Source organism: Brucella sp. NBRC 12950, assembly GCF_030268145.1.
In the GTDB taxonomy this organism is placed as follows: Bacteria; Pseudomonadota; Alphaproteobacteria; order Rhizobiales; family Rhizobiaceae; genus Brucella.
Genome location: NZ_BSQC01000004.1, coordinates 119,757 through 143,797, shown reverse-complemented (window position 1 = coordinate 143,797; position 24,041 = coordinate 119,757). Strand labels below are relative to the sequence as shown.

The window sequence follows — 24,041 nt, the reverse complement described above, 5'->3', positions numbered from 1 at the left end:
TTCCCGGTTACATAGGTGCGATCTTCGCATGTTTTGAGCGCGGCTGCATGAAAACTCATTATTTTCTGCAGTCGCGCCCGTGAATGATGAATGTATTAAGCGCCGTCGCCATCTTTTGACAGGCCGACGCGCAGGTCGCTTGCCTTGTAGATGGTTTCGCCATCAGCTTTCAGCCAGCCGTCTGCTGTGCCGAGAACAAGGCGACCACGCATGACGCGCTTGAAGTCGATGCCGTACTGCAGAAGCTTGGTGTGTGGGCGAACCATGCCCTTGAACTTCACTTCACCAGTGGACAGAGCCATACCGCGGCCCGGCTCACCGAGCCAGCCGAGGAAGAAACCTGTCAGCTGCCACATGCCATCGAGGCCAAGGCAGCCAGGCATGATCGGGTTGCCCTGAAAATGGCATGGGAAATACCAGTCGTCTGGGCTTACGTCATATTCCGCGCGGATATAGCCCTTGTCGAACTCCCCGCCGGTTTCGGAAATTTCGGTGATGCGGTGCACCATCAGCATTGGCGGCAGGGGGAGCTGTGCATTGCCGGGACCGAACAACTCACCGCGTGCGCAGCTTAGGAGCTCTTCATACCCGTAGCTCGATTTCTGTTCTGCCATTACGCCTCCCTTGAGGATCATTCTGATGTGACCATTTCTGTCGCCAGAAGCAGTCGGGTTGTCGTCTGTTCGGGAACACCTCTAACATAGAGTGTTTCCGTCAGTAAAATAGTGCAGAGGGTTTTCCCAAAAAAGGCGGGTTTTACCATGCCTATTGATACTTAATTCGCAACGGCATATATCAATGTCAGTATGCAATGGGCAACAGCCCGTTTAATCTTTGACGAAATTGCTACAAGCTTGTGACGGATCCAAGGGTGAATATGCAGAATTATCATGCCAACCACTCGATGGTTTCAATGGAAGAACGGCTTCGCGGGGCTGGTTTGCGCCCGACGCGTCAGCGTGTTTCGCTTGCCAGCCTGATTTACGCGCAGGGTGATCGGCATCTTTCCGCTGAAGACCTTCATGAAGAAGCTGTACTGGCAAATGTGCCGGTATCGCTTGCGACCGTCTACAACACGCTGCACCAGTTTACCGAAGCCGGTATGCTGCGCATCATTGCCGTTGAAGGTTCTAAAACCTATTTCGACACCAATATTTCTGATCACCAGCACTTCTTCCTTGAAGGCGAGAATGTCGTTTTCGATATTCCGCATGGCGAACGTGGTCAGCCAACAGTCTCCAACATGCCCGAAGCACCGGAAGGCATGGAAATCGTCAATGTGGATATTATCGTCCGTTTGCGACGCAAGACGCGTTAAGCTGTTTGATATTGGTTTTTGGAAAGCGGCCTTTAGGGCCGCTTTTTTGTTGCGCACTATGGGTTAAAGTGATTCATCCGGTCCATCACCTTTCACAGGCGCATTTGAAAGCGGACTTCCCAACCAAGCACGAATGCGTCGATAACGATTTGACTGGAGACGTCTATGCGTAAGTTGATCATTGCAGCCGCTGCATTCGCCCTTTTTTCAACTGGAAGCGCTTTTGCTGAAAAGATTCGCATTGGCGTGACACCAGGGCCGCACGCGCAGATCATGGAAAAGGTCAAGGAGGTCGCAGCCACCAAGGGTATGGAAATCGATATTCAGGAATTTTCTGATTATGTGATTCCGAACATGGCACTGGCCGATAAGGCGCTTGATGCTAATTCTTTCCAGCATCAGCCCTACCTCGACAATCAGGTCGCAGATCGTGGCTTTCCGATTGAGACAGTAGCGCCAACGGTCAACTTCCCGATGGGCGTATATTCCAAAAAGATGAAAAACATCTCGGAACTGGCTGACGGTGCGACCATCGCCATCCCGAACGATCCGACCAATGGCGGTCGTGCGCTTCTGGTGCTTGCAGATAACGGCCTGATCAAGCTCGATGCGTCGAAGGGCCTGAAGGTCACGTCAATTGATGTGACTGAAAACCCGAAAAACCTGAAGTTCGTGGAACTCGATGCCGCGCAATTGCCGCGTTCGCTCGAAGATGTGGATGCTGCCGTCATCAATACCAATTATGCGCTGGAAGCAGGTCTTAACCCAGCTGGTGACGCGCTTATCCGCGAAGGCGAAAAGGCACCTTATGTCAATGTGCTGGTCGTCCGCACTGCCGACAAAAATGCCGACTGGGTGAAGACGCTGGTTAGCAGCTATCACAGCCCGGAAGTGAAGCAGTTTATTGCTGAAACTTTCAAAGGCTCGGTTATTCCGGCCTGGTAATAATTCAAGTCGCATACCGACTTTGAAGCGGGGCGAGCAATCGCCCCGCTATTTATTAGAGCTCGTTCTGAAAAGCGTGAAACGGCGTATTGGAGGCGTTTTCTAAGCTTTTCGCTGCATCCATATATTGGCGAACGGAAGCCCGTTATCATCTTCCTCGCGACGACTGATTTCCTGAAAGCCGAGCCGCTGATAGAAACGGCAGGCACCTTTATTATCGGCGTAGACTTCGAGAGAGAGTTCGCCTTTCAATGCCAGAGCATAGTCGAGCAAGCGGCGGCCTATGCCATATCCTTGCGCGGAGGGATCAACGAAGAGTCCGCCGATGAAACAATCCAACAGGCCTATAAACCCGACCGGCTCACCATTTAAAACGGCGACCCAGGTCTCTGCCTTTTCGAGATAGACGTCTTCGATAAGCTTCTGCTGATCGCGTAGCAGGTCTTTTCCTAGAAACGCATGTGCTTCCAAAGAAGCGCGATACCAGATGGAAGACAATGTCTGTTTGTCCGCAGCCTGATAGGCGCGGATGATAACCGTCATGTTTTTCATGATTATTCCAGAGTTTAACTATGCACAAAATTCCCATCCGTTGGATGGGTCCAAATCCGTTAAAACGGAGACGCTGAACTTCTGCGCATAAAACTCCTTCTTGGTTTTGTTCTGTGAGAACTAACCTCAGGAATGATGCAACGTCAAGACTGACGCTGTGCCGGGTCAGTCGAACACTTCATCCGGATAAACGCCCCAGAGATCCGATTGCCTGATCCAGCCGCGCGTACCCTGAATATCCATCCGGCACCACTGGCCATTGCATTCGCGAACTGTGCCGACAACATTGGGCTCGACTTCCGCCGACAGTCCCGATGTTTCGCTCGGATCGCGGCGCATGGTAATCATCGCGCCCTGATCGTTCTTGAGCCATGGTGCCGTAATCGCCGTGCGCTTGCCGGACAGAAGAGACTGATAGACCCAGCCTTCCGTGCCGTCGGCATCGCGGATGCGGCGCCAGTTATCGTATTCCTGAATGATTTCGACAGGCAGGCCTGATTTCATGAATAGCCATGACACGGCATAATCACGCCCCGGACCTACGCGCAGATTGACGCGTGCCGGCTTGAGGCTGACAAAACGGGGTACAGGCAAGCCACTTGCGCCCAGCGTTGTGCCTGCTGATGCTTGAGCCATTGCAGCATGGTTATGCGATGCGCCTAGCGGCGCAACCACCAGCAGCAAGGCAATGCTGCCAAGTGCTGCGATAAAAAAGCGTTGCGAAAGTACTCGGTACAATTCTGACCTCTCGCCGTCCTGTCACTTCACGGCAGTTCCAACGAATGGGGAGTTTCCGTCTGCAACTGCAAAAATAAAATTGTGCGGTTTTTCCGCCTCTGCTTCTCAAACAAGTCAGGCAAAAGCTTGTCTTCTCACAGGTTTCCGGAGAGGCGTCGGAGACGCAAGGGCAGCTTTCGCGATTCTGTTTTTCTTTGTCTTTGCTGCGCCGCCTTGCTAGAGATGAGCAGCCGAAGCAATATCTCATATTGCACCTTCTTGGTTAAGGAGGTCTCAACATGAGAATCGGCGAGCCAGGTTTCCTGTGAAATTTATGGACCTGCACAGGTGGCACTGCTCAAGAAAAAGGGGTGGAGATGTCGAACAAGAAAAAGCCGCTGGTCGTACTTACCCGGAAACTTCCGGACCCGGTGGAAACCCGAATGCGGGAACTGTTCGACGCACGTCTGAATATTGACGACCATCGCATGTCGCAGCCGGAAATTATTGCTGCGATGAAAGAAGCCGATGTTCTGGTGCCTTGCATAACCGATGTGATCGATGCAGCAGCCATTGAGCAGGCCGGACCCAATCTCAAACTGATCGCCAATTTCGGCAATGGTGTTGACAATATCGATGTAGCTGCCGCTGCAAAGCGCGGCATCACTGTCACCAACACGCCCAATGTGCTGACCGAAGACACCGCCGACATGACGCTGGCACTGCTTTTGATGGTGCCACGCCGTCTGGTTGAAGGCGCAAATGTCCTTAATGAGCGTGACGGCGAATGGCCGGGCTGGTCGCCGACTTGGATGCTTGGGCGCCGTATCTGGGGCAAGCGTCTGGGTATTGTCGGTATGGGCCGCATCGGCACAGCCGTTGCCCGCCGCGCCAAGGCTTTCGGTCTGTCGATCCATTATCACAATCGCAAACGCGTCAGCGCACAGGTTGAGGAAGAGCTGGAAGCGACCTACTGGGACAGCCTCGATCAGATGCTGGCTCGCATGGATATTATCTCGGTCAATTGCCCGTCGACGCCTGCAACCTTTCACCTGCTTTCGGCCCGCCGCATTGCTTTGATGCAGCCGACCGCGTATCTCGTGAACACGGCGCGCGGTCAGATCATTGATGAAAATGCGCTGGTCGAACTGATCGAGCAGGGCAAGATTGCCGGGGCCGGGCTTGATGTGTTTGAACATGAGCCAGCTGCCAATCCACGCCTTTTATCGCTTGCTGAAAAAGGCAAGGTCGTGCTTCTGCCGCATATGGGATCGGCAACGATTGAAGGCCGTGTAGATATGGGTGACAAGGTCATCATCAATATCAGGGCTTTTGTCGACGGACATCGCCCACCGGACCGTGTGTTGCCGAACCGAATCTAATTATTTGCTGGCAGTTAGCGGTGCGTCCAGCCTATTGCCCGCAATGAACTTCAGAACCGTTTTCGCATAAAGGCGTGGGTTTTCGGCCGGAACGCCATGACCGGAATCGGGCAATATGACCAGCTGCGCTCCAGGTATATGATCTGCAATAAACTCAGTATGTTCGCGGGTAATTGCGGTGTCCCGGTCGCCGATAACGATTGCTGTCCGAACATCGATTTTTGAAAGATCTTCTGCGGTGTAATTCGGCTCATTCGCCCAAAGCGCATGAATTTCCTTATCGATGCTGCTGTAGTGGCGGAGTTCGGGAATTGGCTTTCCTTCGGCGCGCGCCAGCGCATAGCCGGTTGAACCTTCCGGTGTGACGTTTGCAGCCTGTGCGAACAGGCTTTTCAGTCGCTCAGGATAGCGGATGGCAATATCGATGCCGATAATGCCGCCATCGCTCCAGCCAACAAGATCGACCTTGTTAACGTGCAGATAGTCGAGCAGGGCAACATAATCATCTGCCATCAACTCATAGGTGAGTGGCTCGGTCGTTCGTGTCGAGCGGCCCTGACCACGACTGTCTGCGACAATCACCATATGATCACGCGCCAGAATAGGCAGCTGCGCATCCCAGACATGCTGGTCAGAAAGCCCACCATGGATCAGCAGTATTGGCGGTCCCTTGCCCACAACACGGTAGTACATTTCGATGCCGTTAACGCTGGCAAAGCTGGCTGGTGAGGCTGTGATGGTCATACGTGCTGCCCTTTCAAGAGAAACGGCGGACGGGAAGAAGACAACAAACCCAATGAGCAGCGCTGAGATTCCGAGTGTAGTCATCCAGAGTGCTGATCGTGGGAGTGATGTTCTTCCCTTCATGATAGATACCCTGTCCTCAGGGCCTTCTGATCAGAGTCGGCAGGTCATAGAGATAAGCGATGCGCTTGATTGCATCCTTGAGAGGCTCGAGCGTTACGGTCATCGTATGGCCGCTGGCATGGATCAGCATGTCAGGTGAGGCACAAATTGCGACATGACCCTTCCAGAAGACCAGATCGCCGCGCTTGAGATTAGAATAGTCTGTGTCGGGTTCGACGATTTCACCGAGCGTGTTTTCCTGCATGTCCGAATCGCGCAGGACCTTGCGACCTGCGACCCACATCGAAAGCTGGACAAGACCGGAGCAATCGATCCCGAAGCCTGAAGTCCCACCCCAGAGATAAGGCGTATGCAGGAGTGTTTCGGCTACCGAAACGAAATCGTGGGCATGGTCGCTCAAAGGCGCGAAATGCTTGGCAATTAACGCTTCACCGCTCTCAAGCAGTGCATATTCGGTGCCACGTTTTTCAGAGGTGCCGACGATTCGCACGCGCGAACCGAGTGACAATGCTTTTGTATGCGGGAATCGAAGATCATTACCGGGATAGACGAACGTGCGCGGAACGATGACCATATGCGTCGCATCATCAACCGGCTTCTCCAGTGATGCTGCGGAGACATATCCGGTATAGCCGTCGCGTTCAGCCTGAACCCAGCACCAACCGTCCTGCTCTTCAAAAACGCGTACTGTGTCGCCAAAGATGATCTGCGTCTGTGGTCCGCTATCGGGGCGTGGTTCTGCGCGCAGGTCGACAACCGAATCGGAAACATGCATCAGCGTGCCAGCCGTAAAGCGACCTGCTGCCACCTGACCACTCAGCCGTTCATCGGCGAGATCGGGACGGTAGGCGTTCAAACGGCGATCGAGTATGCTCACAACGGTAGTTCCCTGGCTCTGGCAATCACAAGATCGCCTAGTCTTTCGACATAAAGTGCGCCAGTGACTGTTCTCTTTACTAGCACATTTCTACGATCTTTTTCATCACGATGCCGGGATACGAGATCGAGCGTTCCCATCGTGTCGAGCGCACGCGTTATCACCGGCTTGGTGACATTCAGCTTGGCTGCCAGCCCTCGCACGGTATGCGGGGGTGTTTCCAGATAAATTGTCAGAAGGATAGCCGCTTGCCGCGTGGTCAGGTCAGGCATTTCATCCTGCACCTGTGCCAGTGAAAGCGTTCTCAGCAATGTCAGTGCCTGCAAAGGCTTCAGTTCAACGGGCATATCCTACCGAATTTAAGGTGATTGTTTCGGACCCGTATCATTCAACGACGTTTTCTTTTTGCAGGCAAGTTATTTCATTTTGCGGGATATTTATGCTTGAGAAGCGCATAGAGCGCGCGGATGGCCTGCGCTTCACCACCGACAGGCGAGGCAGGCTTTTCGACCGGCACCCAACCATAAATATCGAAATGTGCCCAGTTCTTCGCCTTCTCGACAAAGCGGCTCAGAAACAGTGCAGCGGTCACAGATCCAGCAAAGCCGTCAGTCGTAACATTGTTGATGTCCGCCACGCGCGATGAAAGTTTTTGCGCGTAGGGCGCCCACAGCGGCATACGCCAGAGCGGATCAGCCGTCTCGTCAGCCTTTTCTGCAATGGCTGCTGCAAGCGCATCGTCATGCGTATAGAAAGGCGGCAGATCAGGACCAAGCGCCACACGGGCAGCACCGGTCAGTGTTGCCATATCGATGATGAGATCCGGCTCTTCTTGGTCGGCCAGCGTCAGCGCATCGGCCAGAACGAGACGGCCTTCCGCATCGGTATTGCCAATTTCGACGCTCAAGCCCTTGCGGCTTTGCAGAATGTCGCTTGGGCGGAATGCATTACCCGCGATCGAGTTTTCAACTGCCGGGATAAGCACGCGCAGTCGAACCGGGAGTTTTGCATTCATGATGATCGACGCAAGGCCCAGCACATTGGCAGCGCCGCCCATATCCTTCTTCATGAGCAACATGCCGCTCGCTGGCTTGATATCGAGACCGCCAGTGTCGAAACATACCCCCTTGCCGACGAGGGTGATCTTCGGATCACTATCCTTGCCCCAAGTGAGATCAATGAGGCGCGGCGCAATGCTGCCTGCGCGACCAACCGCATGGATCATCGGGAAGTTTTGTTTCAGCAGCGCATCGCCTTCAATCGTGCTGACCTTTGCGCCATTCCTGGAAGCAAGATCGCGCGCAGCCTGTTCCAGCGCATCTGGTCCCATGTCATTGGTCGGCGTGTTGATAAGATCGCGTGCAAGCGTTACGGCATCGGCAATATGCTGTGTTTCAGCGGCGTTGACGCCTGCCGGCACCGCCAGACGGATAGTTTTGTCGCTGCCCTTGCGATAGCGCGTGAAGCTATAGCCGCCCATCAAGAAGGCGAGAGTTACCAGTTCTGCGTGGTCTGGCTTATTTTCGATATGCCAGTCGCCTTCGGGGAGGCCGCGCGCCAATTTTCCGGCGAGCAATTGCGATTGACCGCCCTGGTCGTCATCACCTGTGCCAAACAAAGCACCGGCAATCGTGCCGTCTTTGCCGGGAAGTACCAGAATACGACCGGATTCCCCGTTAAAATCATTGGCCTTGGCCCAAGCCTGAACATCGGATGTCAGCGCTGTCTGCTCGATCTTATTCTTTCCGATGAACCAGATTGGGCGGCTGTCTGCTGATTTTGCGGCTACGATCTCAACGGTCATGACATTCCTCGGCGATTAGAATTTCTGGCTCAATCAATAAACAAATAGCCACCCTGCGTGAACAGGGCGGCTATTCAATTCTGCATGAAGAGAGACAACTTAGTTTCGTTCAGTCATCTGGATCTGTGCGGCCTTGTAATCAAAAGCGGAAGCAGGCTTTCCAGCGAAAAGCGCCATGCCACTAATGACGGCGATAACAGCAAGCGCACCGATGAGTGTGCATTCGATCATCGCTGCACCCGATCTGTTTTTAAAAAAGCGCGTCATCAAAGCCGGCATGTTACTTACCCTGAGCTGAAGTCTCGTTGGGGTTCTTTTTAGTGCCTGGCAATTGTGATGAGTTTAAGAAACAAGGAAAATAAAACGTTAATATAGGTCGGGTCCTACTTCGATCTGGTTTGGGTTAACGGATGGCAAATGCAGCCGAGCGGCATTATATGGTCGTGACAGCTTGTTTCTTTTCCCGCCTGAAAGATGAAAAATGCCCGAATTACCTGAGGTCGAAACGGTTCGCCGCGGTTTGCAGCCTTTCATGGAAGGCGCGAAAATCGAACGGATCGAGCAGAACAGGCCTGATCTCCGTTTCCCTTTTCCCGATCACTTTGTTGAGCGTCTGTCCGGACGCAACATCGACGCGCTCGGGCGGCGCGCAAAATATCTCACGATGCATCTCGACGATGGGCTTTCGATCATCAGCCATCTTGGCATGTCCGGTTCGTTTCGGATTGAAGCGGATGATGCGGAAGGAATGCCGGGCGGCTTTCATCACGAGCGATCCAAAATCGCAAAACATGACCATGTCGTTTTCCATCTCTTGAGGGGAAATGGGTCAACCGCACGCGTCATCTATAACGACCCGCGCCGGTTTGGATTCATGCTCTTTGCGGAGAAGGGCACATTGGATGAACATCCCTTTCTGAAAGGTCTGGGCGTAGAGCCTACAGGCAATCGCCTTTCAGGTGAATTGCTTGGAACGCTCTTTGAAGGCCGCAAGACGCCGTTGAAAGCGGCTTTGCTTGATCAGCGCCTCATCGCAGGGCTTGGCAATATATATGTCTGCGAGGCGCTGTGGCGCTCGCGTCTTTCCCCGATGCGTGCCGCAGGTTCAATTGTCCAGGATGCGAAACTTCTTGACCGGCTGGCTGAAGATATCCGCACTGTGATTGCCGAGGCGATTGCAGCTGGCGGCTCCAGTCTGAAGGACTACATTCAGGCTGATGGTGCGCTTGGTTACTTCCAGCATTCATTCTCCGTTTATGGGCGCGAGGCAGAGCCGTGCCGTACGCCGGGCTGTACCGGAGTTGTGGAACGCGCCGTGCAGGCAGGCCGTTCGACCTTTTTCTGCGCTTCCTGCCAAAGTTGATTCTGAGCTGACCTTGCCAAAGTGAGTCGGGCGGTCCAACTTGGCCGCCACAATGAACCGATCAAGGAGGAGAAGCTTTCTCATGGCTTATGAAACGATCGTTGTGGAGACGCGCGGTGGCGTGGGACTCATCCGTCTCAACCGACCGCAGGCGCTCAATGCACTCAACAGCACAGTACTCAAGGAGCTGACGGAAGCACTGGCCGCCTTCGATACCGATGGCAGAATCGGTGCGATCGTTCTTACCGGCTCGGAAAAGGCTTTTGCGGCAGGTGCCGACATCAAGGAAATGCAGCCGATCAACTTCGTCGATGCCTATTTGCAGGACATGTTTGCAGATTGGCGGAAAGTGGATCGTACCCGCAAGCCGATCATTGCTGCCGTGTCAGGTTATGCGTTGGGCGGCGGCTGTGAGCTTGCCATGATGTGCGATTTCATTATCGCAGCCACCAATGCCAAATTCGGCCAACCGGAAATTACACTGGGTGTAATGCCAGGCATGGGCGGCTCTCAGCGCCTCACGCGCTTTGTTGGCAAGTCGAAGGCGATGGATATGTGTTTGACCGGCCGCATGATGGGTGCTGAAGAAGCCGAACGTTGCGGCCTCGTTTCGCGTCTTGTTGCACCGGAAGAGCTGATTGAAGAAGCTTTGAAAGCTGCCGAGCGTATTGCCTCTTTCTCGCAGCCATCCGTGCAAATGGTCAAAGAATCGGTCAACCGTTCTTATGAGACTACACTTGATGAAGGCCTGCGTTTTGAGCGACGCCTGTTTCATTCGCTGTTTGCCACGGAAGATCAGAAAGAAGGCATGTCTGCGTTTATCGACAAGCGCACGCCATCGTTCAAGAATCGCTGATGTGAAGAGGGCGGGAAGGGCAATTGAGGCGTTATAGCTGCCTTGACTGCCTGAAATTCGGCAAGAAGGCCGCATATCCGGCCTTCTGACGCGCTTTGAGATCAGAATCCTCGTTGACGCGAAGGCAAAGCTGATCTATAAGCCCGCCACGGATCGGCGGCCCTAGGCATTATGGCTGCCCTAGAGGTTTTGTGCCCGACGGTTAAATCCAGTGGGCTGCTGACAGAAAAAAGAGAGGCATTTATGGCCAATACTCCTTCGGCCAAGAAGGCAGTGCGCAAGATCGCTGCCCGCACCGAAATCAACAAGTCCCGTCGTTCGCGCGTTCGCACCTTCCTCCGCAAGGTTGAAGACGCTCTCCTGAGCGGCGACAAGGAAGCAGCATCGGTTGCATTCAAGGCTGCTGAGCCTGAACTGATGCGCGCTGCTTCAAAGGGTGTCGTTCACAAGAATACCGCTGCTCGTAAGGTTTCGCGCCTTGCTGCACGCGTTAAGGCTCTGAACGCCTAATACTACCTATTTATAAAATTAGGTTTCGAAACCCGGCTCATTGTTAGCCGGGTTTTCTTTTTTGGAACTTTTTTAAAGAAACGTACCCTCGAAACTATGAGTATGTTTTTTTAGCAATATTTCATATCAGGCAGATAGTTTTAGAACTAATCGAAAGATATATGCGGCGAATTCCTCATTATTTTCAAAAGCTTGTGCGTGTTTATCCACAGTTATCCACAGCCCCTGCGGAGGACTCGGAAGCCCCTCTGAGTCAAGCCACTTTTTGAAAAATTATTTTGTCGGAGAACATATCGTGCCCGTCTAAAAAACCGTCAATCAAAACGCATTGAATCCAAAGGCGTTATTGCTCTCTCGACCGATTCTCTGCTTGAGGGCACAGGGCATGCAAGTCTTTCTTGAAGAAAAAACTGCAGATCTTAGGCTTGCTCTTTGCCGTAAGGCTTCGTTAAAGTCAGAGCCATAAGAGGGGTGGGCCGATGGCCCGGAGTTAGCATTAAATAGGATGTCTTATTGGCGTGGGCAGCTTTGTCCGCGGGTGCTGAATTCTGGTCTTAAGGTCCTGTTCTTATTAAGTTTGTCTCTTTTGGTGATTGCTTACCATTCATTAACCGGAATGCTGTTTTTGGCGCATCTTCGCAATTGAATGGTTGTGGCAAATTCCGATCCGGGCAATCAGCCTTGAGCAAGGATTTGATGAGTCGTAACGAGTAGCTCAACAGGAGTTATCTGGGTGTTTGTCCGCAGCAGTTGTTCGATTGCGGACGGTTTGAGTTTGTGTGCGGTTCTTAGAAAGAACCAGTGTGAATTGAGTACCAGCTGGGTTTCCGGTTCCCCAAACCGGACACGATGCAGGAAATAACGACAAGCGCTGTAAAACTAGCGCGTAGGAATGTGAAGGCAGGCGAGACGATGGCAATGATGACTGGTAAGTCGACGGCAACGATGGGTGATGATGCGCATGCGAACCGTATCCATGGATCTTCTGCTACTGGAAAAGAAAACAGCCTCGTGGTGAGTGCTGAAAGCAACGTCGGCGAAGACGTTTTCGAGCGTCTGACTGCAAAGCTCAAGGCACGCGTCGGCAGCGAGATTTATTCAAGCTGGTTTGGTCGCCTCAAGCTCGATGACCTCTCCAAAAGCGTTGTTCGTCTGTCGGTTCCGACCGCATTCCTCCGCTCTTGGATCAACAATCATTATTCTGAACTGCTGACCGAGCTTTGGCAGGAAGAAAATCCGCAGATTCTCAAAGTGGAAGTCGTTGTGCGCGGCGTGAGCAGAGTCGTTCGTACTGCAGCACCAGCAGCGGATACGAATGACGCGATTGAAGCAAAACTGTCTGTCGCCCCACGCGAAAAGATGGCTTTCCCTGTAGGCCAGCCAAGTGCTGAAAAACGCGGTTCCGCAGTTGTTGCAGAATCGGTTGCCGCTTCCGGTGCCGTTCTCGGCTCACCGCTCGACCCACGTTATACGTTTGATTCTTTCATTGATGGTGCATCCAACCGTGTAGCCCTTGCCGCCGCCCGCACCATCGCAGAAGCAGGTTCTAGCGCTGTTCGCTTCAACCCGCTTTTCATCCATGCATCTGTCGGTCTTGGTAAGACTCACCTTCTTCAGGCAATTGCCGCAGCAGCGCTGCAGCGTCAGGAAAAGGCCCGAGTCGTTTATCTGACCGCTGAATACTTCATGTGGCGCTTTGCAACTGCGATTCGTGACAACAATGCTCTTTCCTTCAAGGAACAGCTTCGTGATATCGACCTGCTCGTCATCGATGACATGCAGTTCCTGCAGGGCAAGTCGATCCAGCATGAATTCTGTCATCTGCTCAACACGCTGCTCGATAGCGCTAAGCAGGTTGTTGTTGCCGCCGACCGTGCACCTTCGGAACTGGAATCGCTTGATGTCCGCGTGCGCTCGCGTCTTCAGGGCGGTGTCGCTCTGGAAGTTGTTGCACCAGACTACGAAATGCGCGTCGAGATGCTGCGCCGCCGTCTGACGGCTGCTCAGGTCGAAGATCCAAGCCTCAATATCGATGACGATATCCTCGCTCATGTCGCCCGTACGGTCACTGGATCGGGTCGCGAACTGGAAGGTGCATTCAACCAGCTTCTGTTCCGTCAGTCGTTCGAGCCTAATCTCTCGATTGATCGCGTTGACGAACTGCTTGGTCACCTGACACGCGTAGGCGAACCAAAGCGCATCCGCATTGAAGAAATTCAGCGCATCGTTGCTCGTCACTATAATGTGTCGAAGCAGGACCTGCTTTCAAATCGCCGCACGCGTACCATCGTGAAGCCACGTCAGGTTGCAATGTATCTTGCCAAGATGCTGACGCCACGTTCGCTGCCGGAAATCGGTCGTCGTTTTGGTGGTCGCGACCACACGACGGTTCTTCATGCGGTTCGCAAGATCGAAGATCTGGTCGGTGCTGACACCAAGCTGGCGCAAGAACTTGAGCTTCTCAAGCGTCTGATCAACGATCAGGCAGCCTGATCGACAGAAATTAGTTAAAAAGCCCGCGCCGTGTCGATTTGCGACGTGGCGCGGGCTTGCTTTTCGTCTCAAAAATCTGCCACTTTAGCAAACCTTCGGGCGCCACAAGCGCCTTACTGATAGGGGCGTCTGCCCGTTGCGCGGTTGCCCAGTCCTAGAGAGCGAGTGCGTTTCAATATGCGTGTAACCCTGGAACGGTCGAACCTTCTTAAATCCCTCAATCATGTGCATCGCGTTGTCGAACGCCGCAACACGATTCCTATCCTGTCGAACGTGCTTTTGCAGGCAGAGGGCGCAAGCCTCGCGCTGAAGGCCACCGACCTTGATCTTGAGGTCAATGAAGCAACCGCAGCCATGGTCGAGCAGGCTGGTGCCACCACGGTTCCGGCACATCTTCTTTATGATATCGTGCGCAAACTGCCGGATGGCGCTGAAGTGATGCTGTCCACCAATCCGGATGGCGGGTCGATTTCGGTGATTTCCGGAAAATCCTCTTTCCGTCTGCAGTCGCTGCCACAGTCCGATTTTCCGGAACTGACTGCCGGCGCTTTCACCCATTCATTCCGCATCGATGCACAGGCTCTGAAGCGCCTGATTGATCGCACCCAGTTTGCGATCTCGACGGAAGAAACTCGCTATTACCTCAACGGCATTTATTTCCACGCCATTGAAAGCGATGGTGCTTTGAAGTTGCGTGCCGTTGCAACCGATGGCCATCGTCTGGCACGCGCTGAACTCGAAGCCCCTTCTGGCACTGAAGGTATGCCGGGCATCATTATTCCGCGTAAGACGGTTGCTGAACTTCAGAAGCTCGTTGATGCTCCGGATACGGTTGTTTCGGTTGAACTTTCTGACGCAAAAATCCGCTTCACTGTTGGCTCGGTGGTTCTGACCTCCAAGCTCATCGATGGCACATTCCCGGATTACCAGCGCGTGATCCCTTCGGGCAATGACAAGAAGCTCACCATCAGCCGTCAGGAATTTGCTGCTTCTGTTGATCGTGTTTCCACGATTTCCAGTGAGCGCGGCCGTGCGGTCAAGCTTTCGATCGCTGATGGTCAGTTGACGCTGACGGTCAACAATCCCGATTCGGGAAGTGCGACCGATGAACTGGCTGCGGATTACGATGCTGATCCGATCGATATCGGTTTCAACTCGAAATATCTGCTCGACATCACCAGCCAGCTTTCCGGTTCCGATGCCGTCTTCATGCTGGCTGATGCCGGTTCTCCTACGCTGGTGCGCGATACCGGCGATGAAGATGTGCTCTATGTTCTGATGCCTATGCGCGTCTAGGATATGAAAACCGACCGTGAGCATTTCTGAACCCATTATAAGCCGTCCGGATCGAGTCTCGGTCCGGCGGCTTAAACTTTCTGATTTCCGCAACTACACGGAACTCACGCTCCCGCTTGGTCCCGGCCATGTGGTGCTGACAGGTGAAAACGGTTCAGGCAAAACCAACCTCATTGAAGCCGTTTCCTTTCTGTCGCCGGGCAGGGGGCTGCGCCGTGCTTCCTATGATGACGTGGCTCGCACCAGCGGCCATGATGGCTTTGCCATTCATGCTTCGCTTGATTGTATGATCTATGGTGATGCTGAAATCGGCACCGGCACAGCGGGCGGTGGTGAAGGCGGCCGCAAAGTCCGCATCAATAGCAATGCTGCATCCGGTGACGAACTTCTCGATTATGCGCGCATTCTCTGGGTGGTGCCGTCAATGGACGGTCTATTTACCGGTGGCGCATCGGACAGGCGGCGCTTTCTTGACCGCATGGTGCTGGCAATCGATACCGGCCACGGCAAGCGCGTGCTGGATTATGAGAAGGCCATGCGCTCGCGCAATCGGCTGCTGAGCGATGGTAACAGCGACAATCAGTGGCTCGATGCGATTGAAAGCCAGATGGCTGAGCTTGGCATTGCCATAGCGGCGGCCCGCTCAGAGGCCATGCGGCTGATCGCTGCGATGATTGAACGCCTGCCTGCTGAAGGTCCTTTTCCCAAGGCAGACTGCTTTCTTGAAGGAACACTTGAGCAGCGCATTGGTCTTGAAGCAGCGCTTGATCTTGAAGAAGATTTTCGGCGCACAATGCGAGACGGTCGTGCCCGGGATCGCGCTGCAGGACGCACGCTTGAAGGCCCGCATCGCACGGATCTGATTGTGCAGCATCGGCCAAAATCCATGCCCGCTGCCCTTTGTTCCACCGGCGAGCAGAAGGCACTGCTGATCGGGCTTATTCTGGCTCATGCAAGGCTGACGGGCGAGCTTTCGGGCATGGCACCGATTTTGTTGCTTGATGAAATCGCGGCCCATCTCGATACCGGACGCCGCGCGGCTTTATTTGGTATTCTCGATGATCTTGGCGGACAGGCTTTCATGACCGGCACCGACCGTTCACTGTTTGAAGCTCTTGAAGGGGATGCGCAGTTTTTCAATGTTGCTGGGGGCGAACTCACCAGACTTTGAGACAAAATATCCGCTGACAGATGGCCTTAACGGGCCTATGTTTATGCATCATGAACGCACCATCAAAGCCCTTTTCATCCGAAGAATTAGAGCGCTATGCGCGCCATATTGTGCTGCCGGAAATCGGCGGGCCTGGACAGCAGCAGCTGAAAGCTGCCCGTGTGCTCGTGGTGGGAGCTGGCGGACTCGGTGCGCCGGTTCTGCAATATCTGGCCGCAGCTGGTATCGGAACACTTGGCCTTGTCGATGACGATACGGTGTCGTTGTCGAACCTGCAGAGACAGGTAATCCACGACACTGAGAGCGTTGGTCAGAGCAAGGTTGCAAGTGCGACGGCTTCGATTGCTCGTATCAATCCGCATGTGAAGGTCGAAGGCCACGCATTGCGCCTCAACAGTGAAAATGCACAAGCCCTGATCAGCCAATATGATGTTGTTGTTGATGGCTCTGATAACTTTACGACACGTTATGCACTCGCAGATGCAAGCGCTTTGGCAGAGCGACCACTGGTCTCAGGTGCAATGGGGCGCTTTGACGGCACGGTCACTGTGCTTATGCCTTATGCAAAGGGCGCAGATGGAGCGCCTAATCCTTCCTATCGTGATCTGTTTCCGGATATGCCGCCGCCGGGTGCCGTGCCGACCTGTGCTGAGGCCGGAGTTCTCGGTGTATTGCCGGGCGTGATCGGCAATTTGCAGGCCATGGAAGTCATCAAGCTCATAACGGGCATTGGCGAACCGCTGGTCGGAAGGCTCCTGCTTTACAACGCATTGAACGTGCGTTTTGAAACAATCCGATACAAGGCACGCAAACCCAAATGACAGAATTTCGCATGACATCCATCGACGCGGATTTTGGTCACTGGGACGAACTTTTGAAGCTCATTCAGAGCAGCTTCGTTTATATGGATGGCATTATCGATCCGCCATCGTCTGCGCATCATCTGACGATAGAGGCTCTTCAAGGGAAGGCAGCCGTAGAAACCGGCTTTGCAGTGTTCATCGGTGATGCTTTGGCTGGTTGTGTGTTCATCGCTGAGAAAGAAAATCATTTTTATCTCGGCAAGCTTGCTGTCGCACCTGCCTTTGAAGGCCGGGGTATTGCACGTCAGCTCATGGCAAAGGCCGAGCAGCAGGCAGTCACGCGCGGCAAACCTGTAATGGAACTGCAAGTGCGTATCGAGCTTGAACGCAATCACATTGTTTTCGGTAGGCTCGGCTATCGCAAAGTAGCCGAGACATGCCATCCCGGGTTTACAAGAACGACATCGATAACCATGCGTAAGGAGATCTCGCGTGGCACTGACATTAACCCATGAAGAGCAGTCGATAGCTGCCGGGGAACAGGGACAAGGGGCTGCGATGGCCATGCGCATCGTAGCCGAAACAGCGCGTTTGATGGGGGCATCGCGCCTCATCCCGATCGCGTCTGCACATATTGATGGTGCGCTCTATCACGGCGATAGCGGTACGCTGTTCGCTGAACGACTGGTTGATGGCGGTGCCAGAACCAAAGTGCGCGCCACCCTTAATGTGGGATCTATTGATCTCACCGGCTGTTCCCGCAATTTGTTGCCGCAACATGAGGCCGACATGGCCAGACGCATGATGCGGGCTTATATCAAGCTCGGATGCGAGCCGACATGGACCTGCGCGCCTTATCAGGCCGGACATCGTCCCGCAAAGGGAACAGACGTTGCATGGGGCGAGTCGAACGCCGTCGTATTCTGCAATTCCGTGCTTGGTGCCAGGACAAACCGCTACGGCGATTTTCTGGATATAGCTTGCGCTATTGCCGGACGCGCACCTGATTATGGTCTCCATCGAAACGAGAATCGTCGAGCGACGGTTATTCTCGATATTTCCGCAATTAATCCTGCTTTCCTTCAATCAGAGGTCGCGTGGCCGATTCTTGGCAATCTGTTTGGCCGGAGTGTTGGCACAAGTATCGGTGTTGTGGCTGGTGCGGGAATGCGTCCGGATGAAGATGCGCTGAAGGCCTTTGGAGCTGCGGCAGCCTCGGTGGGGTCTGTTGGCCTTTTCCACGTCGCGGGTGTGACCCCGGAAGCTCCCGACCTTGAAACAGCCATGCAGCATCAAAAGCCAGACGGCATCATTCATGTGACACAGGAAATGATCGAAGCCACCCGCAAACGTCTGTCGACGGTCGATCATGCGGATTCAATAGATGCGGTGGCGATTGGCAGCCCGCATCTGTCGATCACTGAATTTGACAGGCTCGAACGTGCAATCGCGGGTCGGAAGCTTGCCGTGCCGCTTTATGCCTGTACCGGGCGACATGCCCTTGTTGAGCTGGAAAAGAACGGACGCAGAGCGCTGCTTGAAAAGGCAGGCGTTGTCATCGTAGCGGATACTTGTGTTGTGGTGACGCCGATCATGCCAACAAAAGATGATGCGGTTCTGATGACCAATTCCGGCAAGTTCGCGCATTATGCGCCGGGTAATACCGGCTATGGCGTACTGTATGGCTCACTTGAGGAATGCGTTGAAAGTGCTGTCGCTGGTCGACCTATATTTGAGAGGCAGGCCGCATGAGTACCTCCAATTATATGTCATCGGTTCTGGTCGCGGGGAAGGCAACAGAAGCTCACGCACTGGTTTTGTCGGCTCCTATCAGCTTCTGGGGCGGAGTTGACCCCAAAACCGGACGGATTGCCGATGTCCGCCACCCGGAACACGGGCAGAGTATTTCGGGCTATGTGTTGTGTTTACCGGGAACGATCGGCTCGTCATCAGCCGCAGCAGTACTGCTCGAGCTGGTTCATGCCGGTTTGGCACCGGCCGCAATCATATTGCATGAACCCGATGCGATCCTGCTTCTCGGGCTTATTGTTGCACGCGAGATGGGACATGATGTTCCTATCGCAGTCGAGTTTGACCGGGAGAAGCAAAAGAAACTCGCCGGCCATCGGGTGACGGTCGGCGAGAATGGGAATATTTCGATCAGCGCCTAATATTGCGTGGCGCGGTCAACCACGTTTTCGAGCGTTCCGTCGCGTTCAAACGCTTCGATCTGGCGGATAATCTGCGGAACAATTGCGGTTGCCGAGGAGCTTGCAGCCGCATGTGGCGTGATCGTTACCTTCGGATGCGCCCAGAGCGGGCTATCAGTGGGCAGCGGTTCCTGGTTGAACACATCGAGCGTGACCGCCGAAAGCAGGCCACGATCAAGAGCTGCAAGAATATCAGCTTCGTTCTGCAAGCCACCACGACCTGCGTTGATCAGCACAGGCGCGCCCAGCGGACCGTCGCTTTTCAATTGCGCAAACATCGTCATGGACAGAATGCCCTTGGTGTCCGGCGTCAAAGGCAGAAGACAGACGAAGATATCGGCGGTCTTGAGGAAGCGTGTAAAGCCTTCCTTGCCGTTGAAGGTCTGAACGCCGTCGATCTCCTGCGGACGGCGACTCCATCCGGTAACATTGAAACCAATCGCTTTGAGCTTTTCTGCTGCATCACGGCCCAAGACACCCAATCCCATAATGCCGACAGTCACTTCATGGGCTGCTGGCTGGCGTGGGTCTTCATGCCAGACGCGATTCTTCTGCTGCTTGCGGTAGCTTGCGCCAAGGCGATGATGATCAAGCACCTGCCAGACCACATATTCGGTCATGCGCATGGTGAGATCATCTGAAATGACCCGTACCAGCGGTACGTCCGGAATATGCGGATCATGAAAGACATGATCGACGCCAGCCCCCAGCGAGAATATCACTTTGAGATTTGGAAGATTGGTCAGCGAACCGGGCTTTTGCTTCCAGACAAGCGCGTATTCGATGCTTGGATCATTTTCTGTACGTTCTGTCACGACATTGCGTTCAGGCGCATGGGCCTTGAAGCTATCGATCCAGATGGCCGGGTCCCAATTGGTCACGGAGAGTAAGATATTGCCGCTTTTGCTCATTGTTTCACTCCTCCCAAAGTGGTTGCCTCCATGTGGAAGGCTGCTGCCATCAGTGCCTTGGTATATTCCGTTTTCGGATTGGCAAAGACTTCCTTCGACGTTCCGTATTCGACTGCCTTGCCATTGCGCATCACCAGCACATCATTGGCCAGTGCCCGCACTACTTTCAGATCGTGGCTTATGAAAAGATAAGCGAGATCATGCTTCTTCTGCAATGCGCGCAAAAGATCAACCACCTGCGCCTGTACGCTCATGTCGAGCGCCGAAGTTGGCTCATCCAGCATTACGAATTTCGGATTGAGTACCATGGCGCGTGCGATGGCAATGCGTTGGCGCTGACCGCCGGAAAACTCGTGCGGGTAACGAAAGCGACTTTCAGGATCAAGGTTCACTTCTTTGAGCGCGGACACAACGCGCTCGTCGCGATCATCAGCGGAAAGCTTCGGCTCATGCACCAGCAGACCTTCAGCGATGATATCTGCGATGGTCATACGCGGGCTTAATGAGCCGAACGGGTCCTGAAAGACGATCTGCATTTCACGGCGGAGCGGGCGCATATCCTTGAAGCTGAACTTCGCAATATCGCGTCCGTCGAAGCGGATTTCGCCCTTGGATGAGATCATGCGCGACAGGGCCAGCCCAAGCGTCGTCTTGCCGGAACCGGACTCACCCACGACACCCAGCGTCTGTCCCGCGCGCAGTTCCACATCAATGCCATCTACGGCCTTCACATGATCGACTGTCTTACGCAGGAAGCCCTTTTTGATCGGGAACCAGACGCGGACATCCTTGCCTTCCATCACTGTCTTGGCAGAGAGATCGGCCAGTGGTGGCTCGCCCTTTGGCTCTGCGGCAAGCAGATGCTTGGTATATTCGTGTTGCGGATTATCGAAGATTTCCTTGGTCGGTCCAGTCTCGACAATCTTGCCTTTGCTCATCACGCAAACCCGGTCGGCGATTTTGCGAACGATGCCGAGGTCATGGGTGATAAAGAGCATCGACATGCCCTGTGCTTCTTTTAGGTCTGCAAGAAGCTTCAGGATTTGCGCCTGCACTGTGACGTCGAGTGCTGTGGTTGGCTCATCAGCGATCAGCAGCTTTGGCTTGTTGGCAAGCGCCATGGCAATCATCACGCGCTGGCGCTGGCCACCCGAAAGCTGATGTGGAAAGGATTGCAGGCGTTTTTCCGGCTCACGGATGCCCACTTCTTCCAGCAATTCCAGCGTCCGCTTGCGTGCTGCCTGATCGCTCATGCCCTGATGCATCTTCAGAATTTCACCGATCTGTCGCTCCACCGTATGCAACGGATTAAGCGAGGTCATCGGCTCCTGAAAGATCATGGTGACATCGTTGCCGCGCACGCGCCGCAACTCAGGCTCGGAAGCCTTCATCAGGTCTTTGCCGTTGAAGAGAATTTCCCCGGATGGGTGGCTTGCAGCCGGATAGGGCAAAAGCTTCAGGATGGAGAGTGCTGAAACGGACTTGCCGGAACCAGACTCACCAACCAGTGCAATTGTTTCACCTTCGGCGATATCGAAGGAAACGCGGTCGACGGAAATGCGTTCTTCACCATTCTGGCGGAAGGCGACGGAAAGATCGCGGACGGAAAGCAAAGGCTTATTCATCGACCCACTCATTGACCGGCTCATTGAAATGCCTTTCGTGGATCAAATGCGTCACGGGTGGCTTCGCCGATGAAGATCAACAGCGACAGCATGACCGAGATAACCACAAAGCCTGTAATGCCAAGCCATGGGGCTTGAAGATTGTTCTTGCCCTGCGCAAGCAATTCGCCAAGCGAGGCCGAGCCTGGCGGCAAACCGAAGCCAAGGAAGTCGAGCGCTGTCAGCGTCGTGATCGAACCATTGAGAATGAACGGCAGGAAGGTAAGCGTTGCGACCATCGCGTTGGGCAAAAGATGTCGCCACATGATTGTGCCATTCTTCACGCCGAGTGCACGGGCTGCATTCACATATTCAAAGTTTCTGGCACGCAGGAATTCAGCACGCACCACGCCAACAAAGGCGACCCATGAAAACAGCAACATAATGCCCAGCAATACCCAGAATCCGGGCGGTAGTATCGCAGCGATAATCAGCAGCAGATAAAGCACCGGAATCGAAGACCAGATTTCGATCACGCGCTGGAAGATAAGATCGACCCAACCGCCGAAATAGCCCTGCACAGCACCAGCTGTCACGCCGATGATGGCGGAGAAGAAGGTGAGGATCAGACCGAACATCACCGAGATGCGGAAGCCATAAAGCGCGCGGGCAAAGACATCGCGGGCCTGATCATCAGTGCCGAGCCAGTTCCAGTTGCCGACGATGCAGTTCGGGTCGTTGATACCGTCCGGGTAACGCTGGCAACGCTGTTCTGCCGTATAAAGCCATGTAGGCTTTGAAGGTGCTGCTTCTGGAATCTCGTTGTTGACGGTGTTGTAGGAATACCGAACGGGTGGCCAGATTGCCCAGCCATTATTCTTGATTTCATCCTGAATAACCGGGTCGCGGTAATCGGTGACGGCGTAAAAGCCTCCGAATTTTTCTTCCGGATAATCGACAAAAACCGGCGTGAGCAGCTCGCCTTTGTAGGAAACGAGGATCGGGCGGTCGTTAGCGATAAACTCGGAACAGATCGCTGCCACAAGAAGCACGAGGAAAATCCACAGCGACCAGTAACCGCGCTTGTTGGCTTTGAAATTCTGCCAGCGACGACGATTGAGCGGTGAAAGAAACGGGCGCTTTACCGGCTTGGCTTGAGGGGAAAAAGTGGCGTCTGTCATCACACGTCCCTCCGGTCAAAGTCGATGCGCGGATCAATCCATGTGTACATAAGATCAGACAAAAGCCCGACCAAAAGCCCGATCAGCGAGAAAATAAACAGGCTGGCAAACACTACCGGATAATCGCGGTTGATGATCGACTGATAGCCAAGAAGCCCCAGACCATCGAGCGAGAAGATCGTTTCGATCAGCAGTGAGCCAGTGAAGAATGCCGAGATGAAGGCGCCCGGAAAACCAGCAATTACGATCAGCATGGCATTGCGGAACACATGGCGGTAAAGCACCTGATGTTCGGTCAGTCCCTTGGCGCGTGCCGTGGTCACATATTGTTTGCGGATTTCTTCCAGAAACGAGTTCTTGGTCAGAAGGGTTGTGGTGGCAAAGGCCGACAGGACCAGAGCTGTTACGGGCAGAACCATGTGCCAGAGATAATCGCCGATCTTTCCCAATACCGACATTTGCGCAAAATCAGGCGAGGTGAGGCCACGGAGCGGGAACCAGTCGAAAAACGAACCACCGGCAAAAAGTACAATCAGCAGGATGGCGAACAGGAAGCTCGGAATAGCATAGCCGACGATGATGATGGCGCTGGTCCATGTGTCGAAGCGGGTGCCTTCCTTGATCGCCTTGCGAATGCCAAGCGGGATCGAGATCAGATAGGACAGGAAGGTGAGCCACAGTCCGAGCGAGATGGAAACCGGCATTTTCTCTTTGATGAGGTCGATCACGCTGATGTCGCGAAAATAGCTGCGGCCAAAATCGAAGCGCATATAGTTCCAGAGCATCTGTCCGAAGCGCTCGAGGGGAGGCTTATCGAAGCCGAACTGCTTTTCAAGATCGGCAATGAACTGGGGGTCGAGTCCCTGCGCACCGCGATATTTCGAGTTGGATGAACCACTATCGAGGTTGTTTTGGCCAAAATCACCGCCACCGCCCGAAAGTCGGTCAAGAGCATCGCCGCCCTGACCGGAAAGCTGTGCAATCACACGCTCAACAGGCCCGCCGGGAGCAAACTGAACAACGGCGAAGGATATGGCCATGATGCCGAGAATGGTCGGGATCATCAAAAGCAGGCGGCGTAAAATATAAGCGCCCATCAGCCTTCACGGCTCCGGAAATTCAGGTTGCTCTTATGGCTTGCCAACAGCTTTTGCCCTTTTGTTTTTCAAGATCATGATCTT

General features: G+C 53.9%; 25 protein-coding genes. 13 read left to right on the top strand and 12 right to left on the bottom strand.

Annotated features, from left to right (window positions below; genetic code table 11):
* Positions 1-95: 95 nt before the first annotated feature.
* Complete coding sequence (gene fabA, locus QSJ70_RS08060) at positions 96-614, bottom strand: 3-hydroxyacyl-[acyl-carrier-protein] dehydratase FabA (RefSeq protein ID WP_007872855.1); 519 nt, start codon at positions 612-614, stop codon at positions 96-98.
* A 263-nt stretch (positions 615-877) separates the two neighbouring features.
* Between fabA and irrA the strand changes: the two genes are divergently transcribed.
* Both irrA and QSJ70_RS08050 read left to right on the top strand, forming a co-directional pair.
* Positions 878-1,318: an iron response transcriptional regulator IrrA gene (gene irrA / locus QSJ70_RS08055; RefSeq protein WP_007872859.1), complete on the top strand. Its 441-nt coding sequence runs from the start codon at positions 878-880 to the stop codon at positions 1,316-1,318.
* 165 nt (positions 1,319-1,483) lie between these two features.
* The gene (locus QSJ70_RS08050; protein ID WP_215775886.1) at positions 1,484-2,263 is read left to right on the top strand and encodes a MetQ/NlpA family ABC transporter substrate-binding protein; all 780 of its coding nucleotides are present in this window, start codon (positions 1,484-1,486) and stop codon (positions 2,261-2,263) included.
* 102 nt (positions 2,264-2,365) lie between these two features.
* Here the strand turns inward: QSJ70_RS08050 and QSJ70_RS08045 are convergent, their stop codons facing one another.
* Both QSJ70_RS08045 and QSJ70_RS08040 read right to left on the bottom strand, forming a co-directional pair.
* Entirely contained in the window at positions 2,366-2,815 is a 450-nt protein-coding gene (locus QSJ70_RS08045; protein ID WP_215775887.1) for a GNAT family N-acetyltransferase, read from the bottom strand.
* Between the two features lie 165 nt (positions 2,816-2,980).
* On the bottom strand, positions 2,981-3,553 hold the full coding sequence (locus tag QSJ70_RS08040) for an SH3 domain-containing protein (RefSeq protein WP_064322309.1): 573 nt from the start codon (positions 3,551-3,553) through the stop codon (positions 2,981-2,983).
* A gap of 356 nt (positions 3,554-3,909) precedes the next feature.
* Between QSJ70_RS08040 and QSJ70_RS08035 the strand changes: the two genes are divergently transcribed.
* A complete protein-coding gene (locus tag QSJ70_RS08035; RefSeq protein ID WP_007872868.1) occupies positions 3,910-4,914 on the top strand; it encodes a 2-hydroxyacid dehydrogenase in 1,005 nt (334 codons plus the stop codon).
* Here the strand turns inward: QSJ70_RS08035 and QSJ70_RS08030 are convergent, their stop codons facing one another.
* From QSJ70_RS08030 to QSJ70_RS08010, 5 genes are all read right to left on the bottom strand, one after another.
* Entirely contained in the window at positions 4,915-5,742 is an 828-nt protein-coding gene (locus QSJ70_RS08030) for an alpha/beta fold hydrolase (protein ID WP_215776657.1), read from the bottom strand.
* A 55-nt stretch (positions 5,743-5,797) separates the two neighbouring features.
* Complete coding sequence (locus QSJ70_RS08025; protein WP_215775888.1) at positions 5,798-6,658, bottom strand: C40 family peptidase; 861 nt, start codon at positions 6,656-6,658, stop codon at positions 5,798-5,800.
* Positions 6,655-7,005, bottom strand: a complete 351-nt coding sequence (locus tag QSJ70_RS08020; RefSeq protein WP_007872881.1) for a MarR family winged helix-turn-helix transcriptional regulator — start codon at positions 7,003-7,005, stop codon at positions 6,655-6,657. The genes QSJ70_RS08025 and QSJ70_RS08020 overlap by 4 nt, the downstream gene beginning before the upstream one ends.
* A 74-nt stretch (positions 7,006-7,079) precedes the next feature.
* Complete coding sequence (locus QSJ70_RS08015) at positions 7,080-8,462, bottom strand: leucyl aminopeptidase family protein (protein WP_215775889.1); 1,383 nt, start codon at positions 8,460-8,462, stop codon at positions 7,080-7,082.
* Between the two features lie 99 nt (positions 8,463-8,561).
* Entirely contained in the window at positions 8,562-8,741 is a 180-nt protein-coding gene (locus tag QSJ70_RS08010; RefSeq protein ID WP_007872884.1) for a Flp family type IVb pilin, read from the bottom strand.
* 202 nt (positions 8,742-8,943) lie between these two features.
* Between QSJ70_RS08010 and mutM the strand changes: the two genes are divergently transcribed.
* From mutM to QSJ70_RS07960, 10 genes are all read left to right on the top strand, one after another.
* Positions 8,944-9,825, top strand: a complete 882-nt coding sequence (gene mutM / locus QSJ70_RS08005; RefSeq protein ID WP_215775890.1) for a bifunctional DNA-formamidopyrimidine glycosylase/DNA-(apurinic or apyrimidinic site) lyase — start codon at positions 8,944-8,946, stop codon at positions 9,823-9,825.
* An 82-nt stretch (positions 9,826-9,907) separates the two neighbouring features.
* On the top strand, positions 9,908-10,681 hold the full coding sequence (locus QSJ70_RS08000) for an enoyl-CoA hydratase (RefSeq protein ID WP_007872887.1): 774 nt from the start codon (positions 9,908-9,910) through the stop codon (positions 10,679-10,681).
* 243 nt (positions 10,682-10,924) lie between these two features.
* Positions 10,925-11,191: a 30S ribosomal protein S20 gene (gene rpsT, locus QSJ70_RS07995; RefSeq protein WP_007872888.1), complete on the top strand. Its 267-nt coding sequence runs from the start codon at positions 10,925-10,927 to the stop codon at positions 11,189-11,191.
* A 918-nt stretch (positions 11,192-12,109) separates the two neighbouring features.
* Positions 12,110-13,684 (top strand): chromosomal replication initiator protein DnaA, encoded by a 1,575-nt coding sequence (dnaA, locus tag QSJ70_RS07990; protein ID WP_105518001.1) that lies wholly within the window; start codon positions 12,110-12,112, stop codon positions 13,682-13,684.
* Positions 13,685-13,861: 177 nt separating this feature from the next.
* Positions 13,862-14,980 carry a DNA polymerase III subunit beta gene (gene dnaN / locus QSJ70_RS07985; RefSeq protein WP_007872890.1) on the top strand — a complete coding sequence of 373 codons (1,119 nt, stop codon included), beginning with the start codon at positions 13,862-13,864 and terminating at the stop codon, positions 14,978-14,980.
* A gap of 16 nt (positions 14,981-14,996) precedes the next feature.
* Positions 14,997-16,151, top strand: a complete 1,155-nt coding sequence (gene recF, locus QSJ70_RS07980; protein ID WP_215775891.1) for a DNA replication/repair protein RecF — start codon at positions 14,997-14,999, stop codon at positions 16,149-16,151.
* Between the two features lie 50 nt (positions 16,152-16,201).
* A complete protein-coding gene (locus QSJ70_RS07975; RefSeq protein WP_215775892.1) occupies positions 16,202-16,972 on the top strand; it encodes a molybdopterin-synthase adenylyltransferase MoeB in 771 nt (256 codons plus the stop codon).
* Positions 16,969-17,469 carry a GNAT family N-acetyltransferase gene (locus QSJ70_RS07970; RefSeq protein ID WP_215775893.1) on the top strand — a complete coding sequence of 167 codons (501 nt, stop codon included), beginning with the start codon at positions 16,969-16,971 and terminating at the stop codon, positions 17,467-17,469. Before QSJ70_RS07975 ends, QSJ70_RS07970 begins: the two co-directional genes overlap by 4 nt.
* Complete coding sequence (locus tag QSJ70_RS07965) at positions 17,447-18,706, top strand: aconitase X (RefSeq protein WP_215775894.1); 1,260 nt, start codon at positions 17,447-17,449, stop codon at positions 18,704-18,706. The genes QSJ70_RS07970 and QSJ70_RS07965 overlap by 23 nt, the downstream gene beginning before the upstream one ends.
* Positions 18,703-19,125, top strand: coding sequence for an aconitase X swivel domain-containing protein (locus tag QSJ70_RS07960; RefSeq protein WP_215775895.1), 423 nt, complete (start codon positions 18,703-18,705; stop codon positions 19,123-19,125). Before QSJ70_RS07965 ends, QSJ70_RS07960 begins: the two co-directional genes overlap by 4 nt.
* Here QSJ70_RS07960 and QSJ70_RS07955 read toward each other — a convergent pair.
* The 4 genes from QSJ70_RS07955 to QSJ70_RS07940 are packed head-to-tail and all read right to left on the bottom strand — an operon-like array spanning position 19,122 to position 23,957.
* On the bottom strand, positions 19,122-20,075 hold the full coding sequence (locus QSJ70_RS07955) for a 2-hydroxyacid dehydrogenase (RefSeq protein ID WP_215775896.1): 954 nt from the start codon (positions 20,073-20,075) through the stop codon (positions 19,122-19,124). The two genes, QSJ70_RS07960 and QSJ70_RS07955, sit on opposite strands and share 4 nt — an antisense overlap.
* The gene (locus tag QSJ70_RS07950) at positions 20,072-21,700 is read right to left on the bottom strand and encodes an ABC transporter ATP-binding protein (RefSeq protein ID WP_007872927.1); all 1,629 of its coding nucleotides are present in this window, start codon (positions 21,698-21,700) and stop codon (positions 20,072-20,074) included. The genes QSJ70_RS07955 and QSJ70_RS07950 overlap by 4 nt, the downstream gene beginning before the upstream one ends.
* Before the next feature lie 20 nt (positions 21,701-21,720).
* Complete coding sequence (locus QSJ70_RS07945) at positions 21,721-22,860, bottom strand: ABC transporter permease (RefSeq protein WP_064322321.1); 1,140 nt, start codon at positions 22,858-22,860, stop codon at positions 21,721-21,723.
* A complete protein-coding gene (locus QSJ70_RS07940; RefSeq protein ID WP_285535654.1) occupies positions 22,860-23,957 on the bottom strand; it encodes a microcin C ABC transporter permease YejB in 1,098 nt (365 codons plus the stop codon). The genes QSJ70_RS07945 and QSJ70_RS07940 overlap by 1 nt, the downstream gene beginning before the upstream one ends.
* Between the last annotated feature and the right edge of the window lie 84 nt (positions 23,958-24,041).

Coding starts and splice junctions, on each gene's coding strand:
- QSJ70_RS07950 (WP_007872927.1), bottom strand. CDS start 21,700: ATGAATAAGCCTTTGCTTTCCGTCCGCGATCTTTCCGTCGCCTTCCGC.
- QSJ70_RS07955 (WP_215775896.1), bottom strand. CDS start 20,075: ATGAGCAAAAGCGGCAATATCTTACTCTCCGTGACCAATTGGGACCCG.
- QSJ70_RS08015 (WP_215775889.1), bottom strand. CDS start 8,462: ATGACCGTTGAGATCGTAGCCGCAAAATCAGCAGACAGCCGCCCAATC.
- rpsT (WP_007872888.1), top strand. CDS start 10,925: ATGGCCAATACTCCTTCGGCCAAGAAGGCAGTGCGCAAGATCGCTGCC.
- irrA (WP_007872859.1), top strand. CDS start 878: ATGCAGAATTATCATGCCAACCACTCGATGGTTTCAATGGAAGAACGG.
- QSJ70_RS08045 (WP_215775887.1), bottom strand. CDS start 2,815: ATGAAAAACATGACGGTTATCATCCGCGCCTATCAGGCTGCGGACAAA.
- QSJ70_RS07960 (WP_215775895.1), top strand. CDS start 18,703: ATGAGTACCTCCAATTATATGTCATCGGTTCTGGTCGCGGGGAAGGCA.
- QSJ70_RS08035 (WP_007872868.1), top strand. CDS start 3,910: ATGTCGAACAAGAAAAAGCCGCTGGTCGTACTTACCCGGAAACTTCCG.
- fabA (WP_007872855.1), bottom strand. CDS start 614: ATGGCAGAACAGAAATCGAGCTACGGGTATGAAGAGCTCCTAAGCTGC.
- QSJ70_RS08010 (WP_007872884.1), bottom strand. CDS start 8,741: ATGCCGGCTTTGATGACGCGCTTTTTTAAAAACAGATCGGGTGCAGCG.
- QSJ70_RS07940 (WP_285535654.1), bottom strand. CDS start 23,957: ATGGGCGCTTATATTTTACGCCGCCTGCTTTTGATGATCCCGACCATT.
- mutM (WP_215775890.1), top strand. CDS start 8,944: ATGCCCGAATTACCTGAGGTCGAAACGGTTCGCCGCGGTTTGCAGCCT.
- QSJ70_RS08050 (WP_215775886.1), top strand. CDS start 1,484: ATGCGTAAGTTGATCATTGCAGCCGCTGCATTCGCCCTTTTTTCAACT.
- QSJ70_RS07970 (WP_215775893.1), top strand. CDS start 16,969: ATGACAGAATTTCGCATGACATCCATCGACGCGGATTTTGGTCACTGG.
- dnaA (WP_105518001.1), top strand. CDS start 12,110: ATGATGACTGGTAAGTCGACGGCAACGATGGGTGATGATGCGCATGCG.
- QSJ70_RS07975 (WP_215775892.1), top strand. CDS start 16,202: ATGAACGCACCATCAAAGCCCTTTTCATCCGAAGAATTAGAGCGCTAT.
- QSJ70_RS08030 (WP_215776657.1), bottom strand. CDS start 5,742: ATGACTACACTCGGAATCTCAGCGCTGCTCATTGGGTTTGTTGTCTTC.
- dnaN (WP_007872890.1), top strand. CDS start 13,862: ATGCGTGTAACCCTGGAACGGTCGAACCTTCTTAAATCCCTCAATCAT.
- QSJ70_RS08000 (WP_007872887.1), top strand. CDS start 9,908: ATGGCTTATGAAACGATCGTTGTGGAGACGCGCGGTGGCGTGGGACTC.
- QSJ70_RS07945 (WP_064322321.1), bottom strand. CDS start 22,860: ATGACAGACGCCACTTTTTCCCCTCAAGCCAAGCCGGTAAAGCGCCCG.
- QSJ70_RS08020 (WP_007872881.1), bottom strand. CDS start 7,005: ATGCCCGTTGAACTGAAGCCTTTGCAGGCACTGACATTGCTGAGAACG.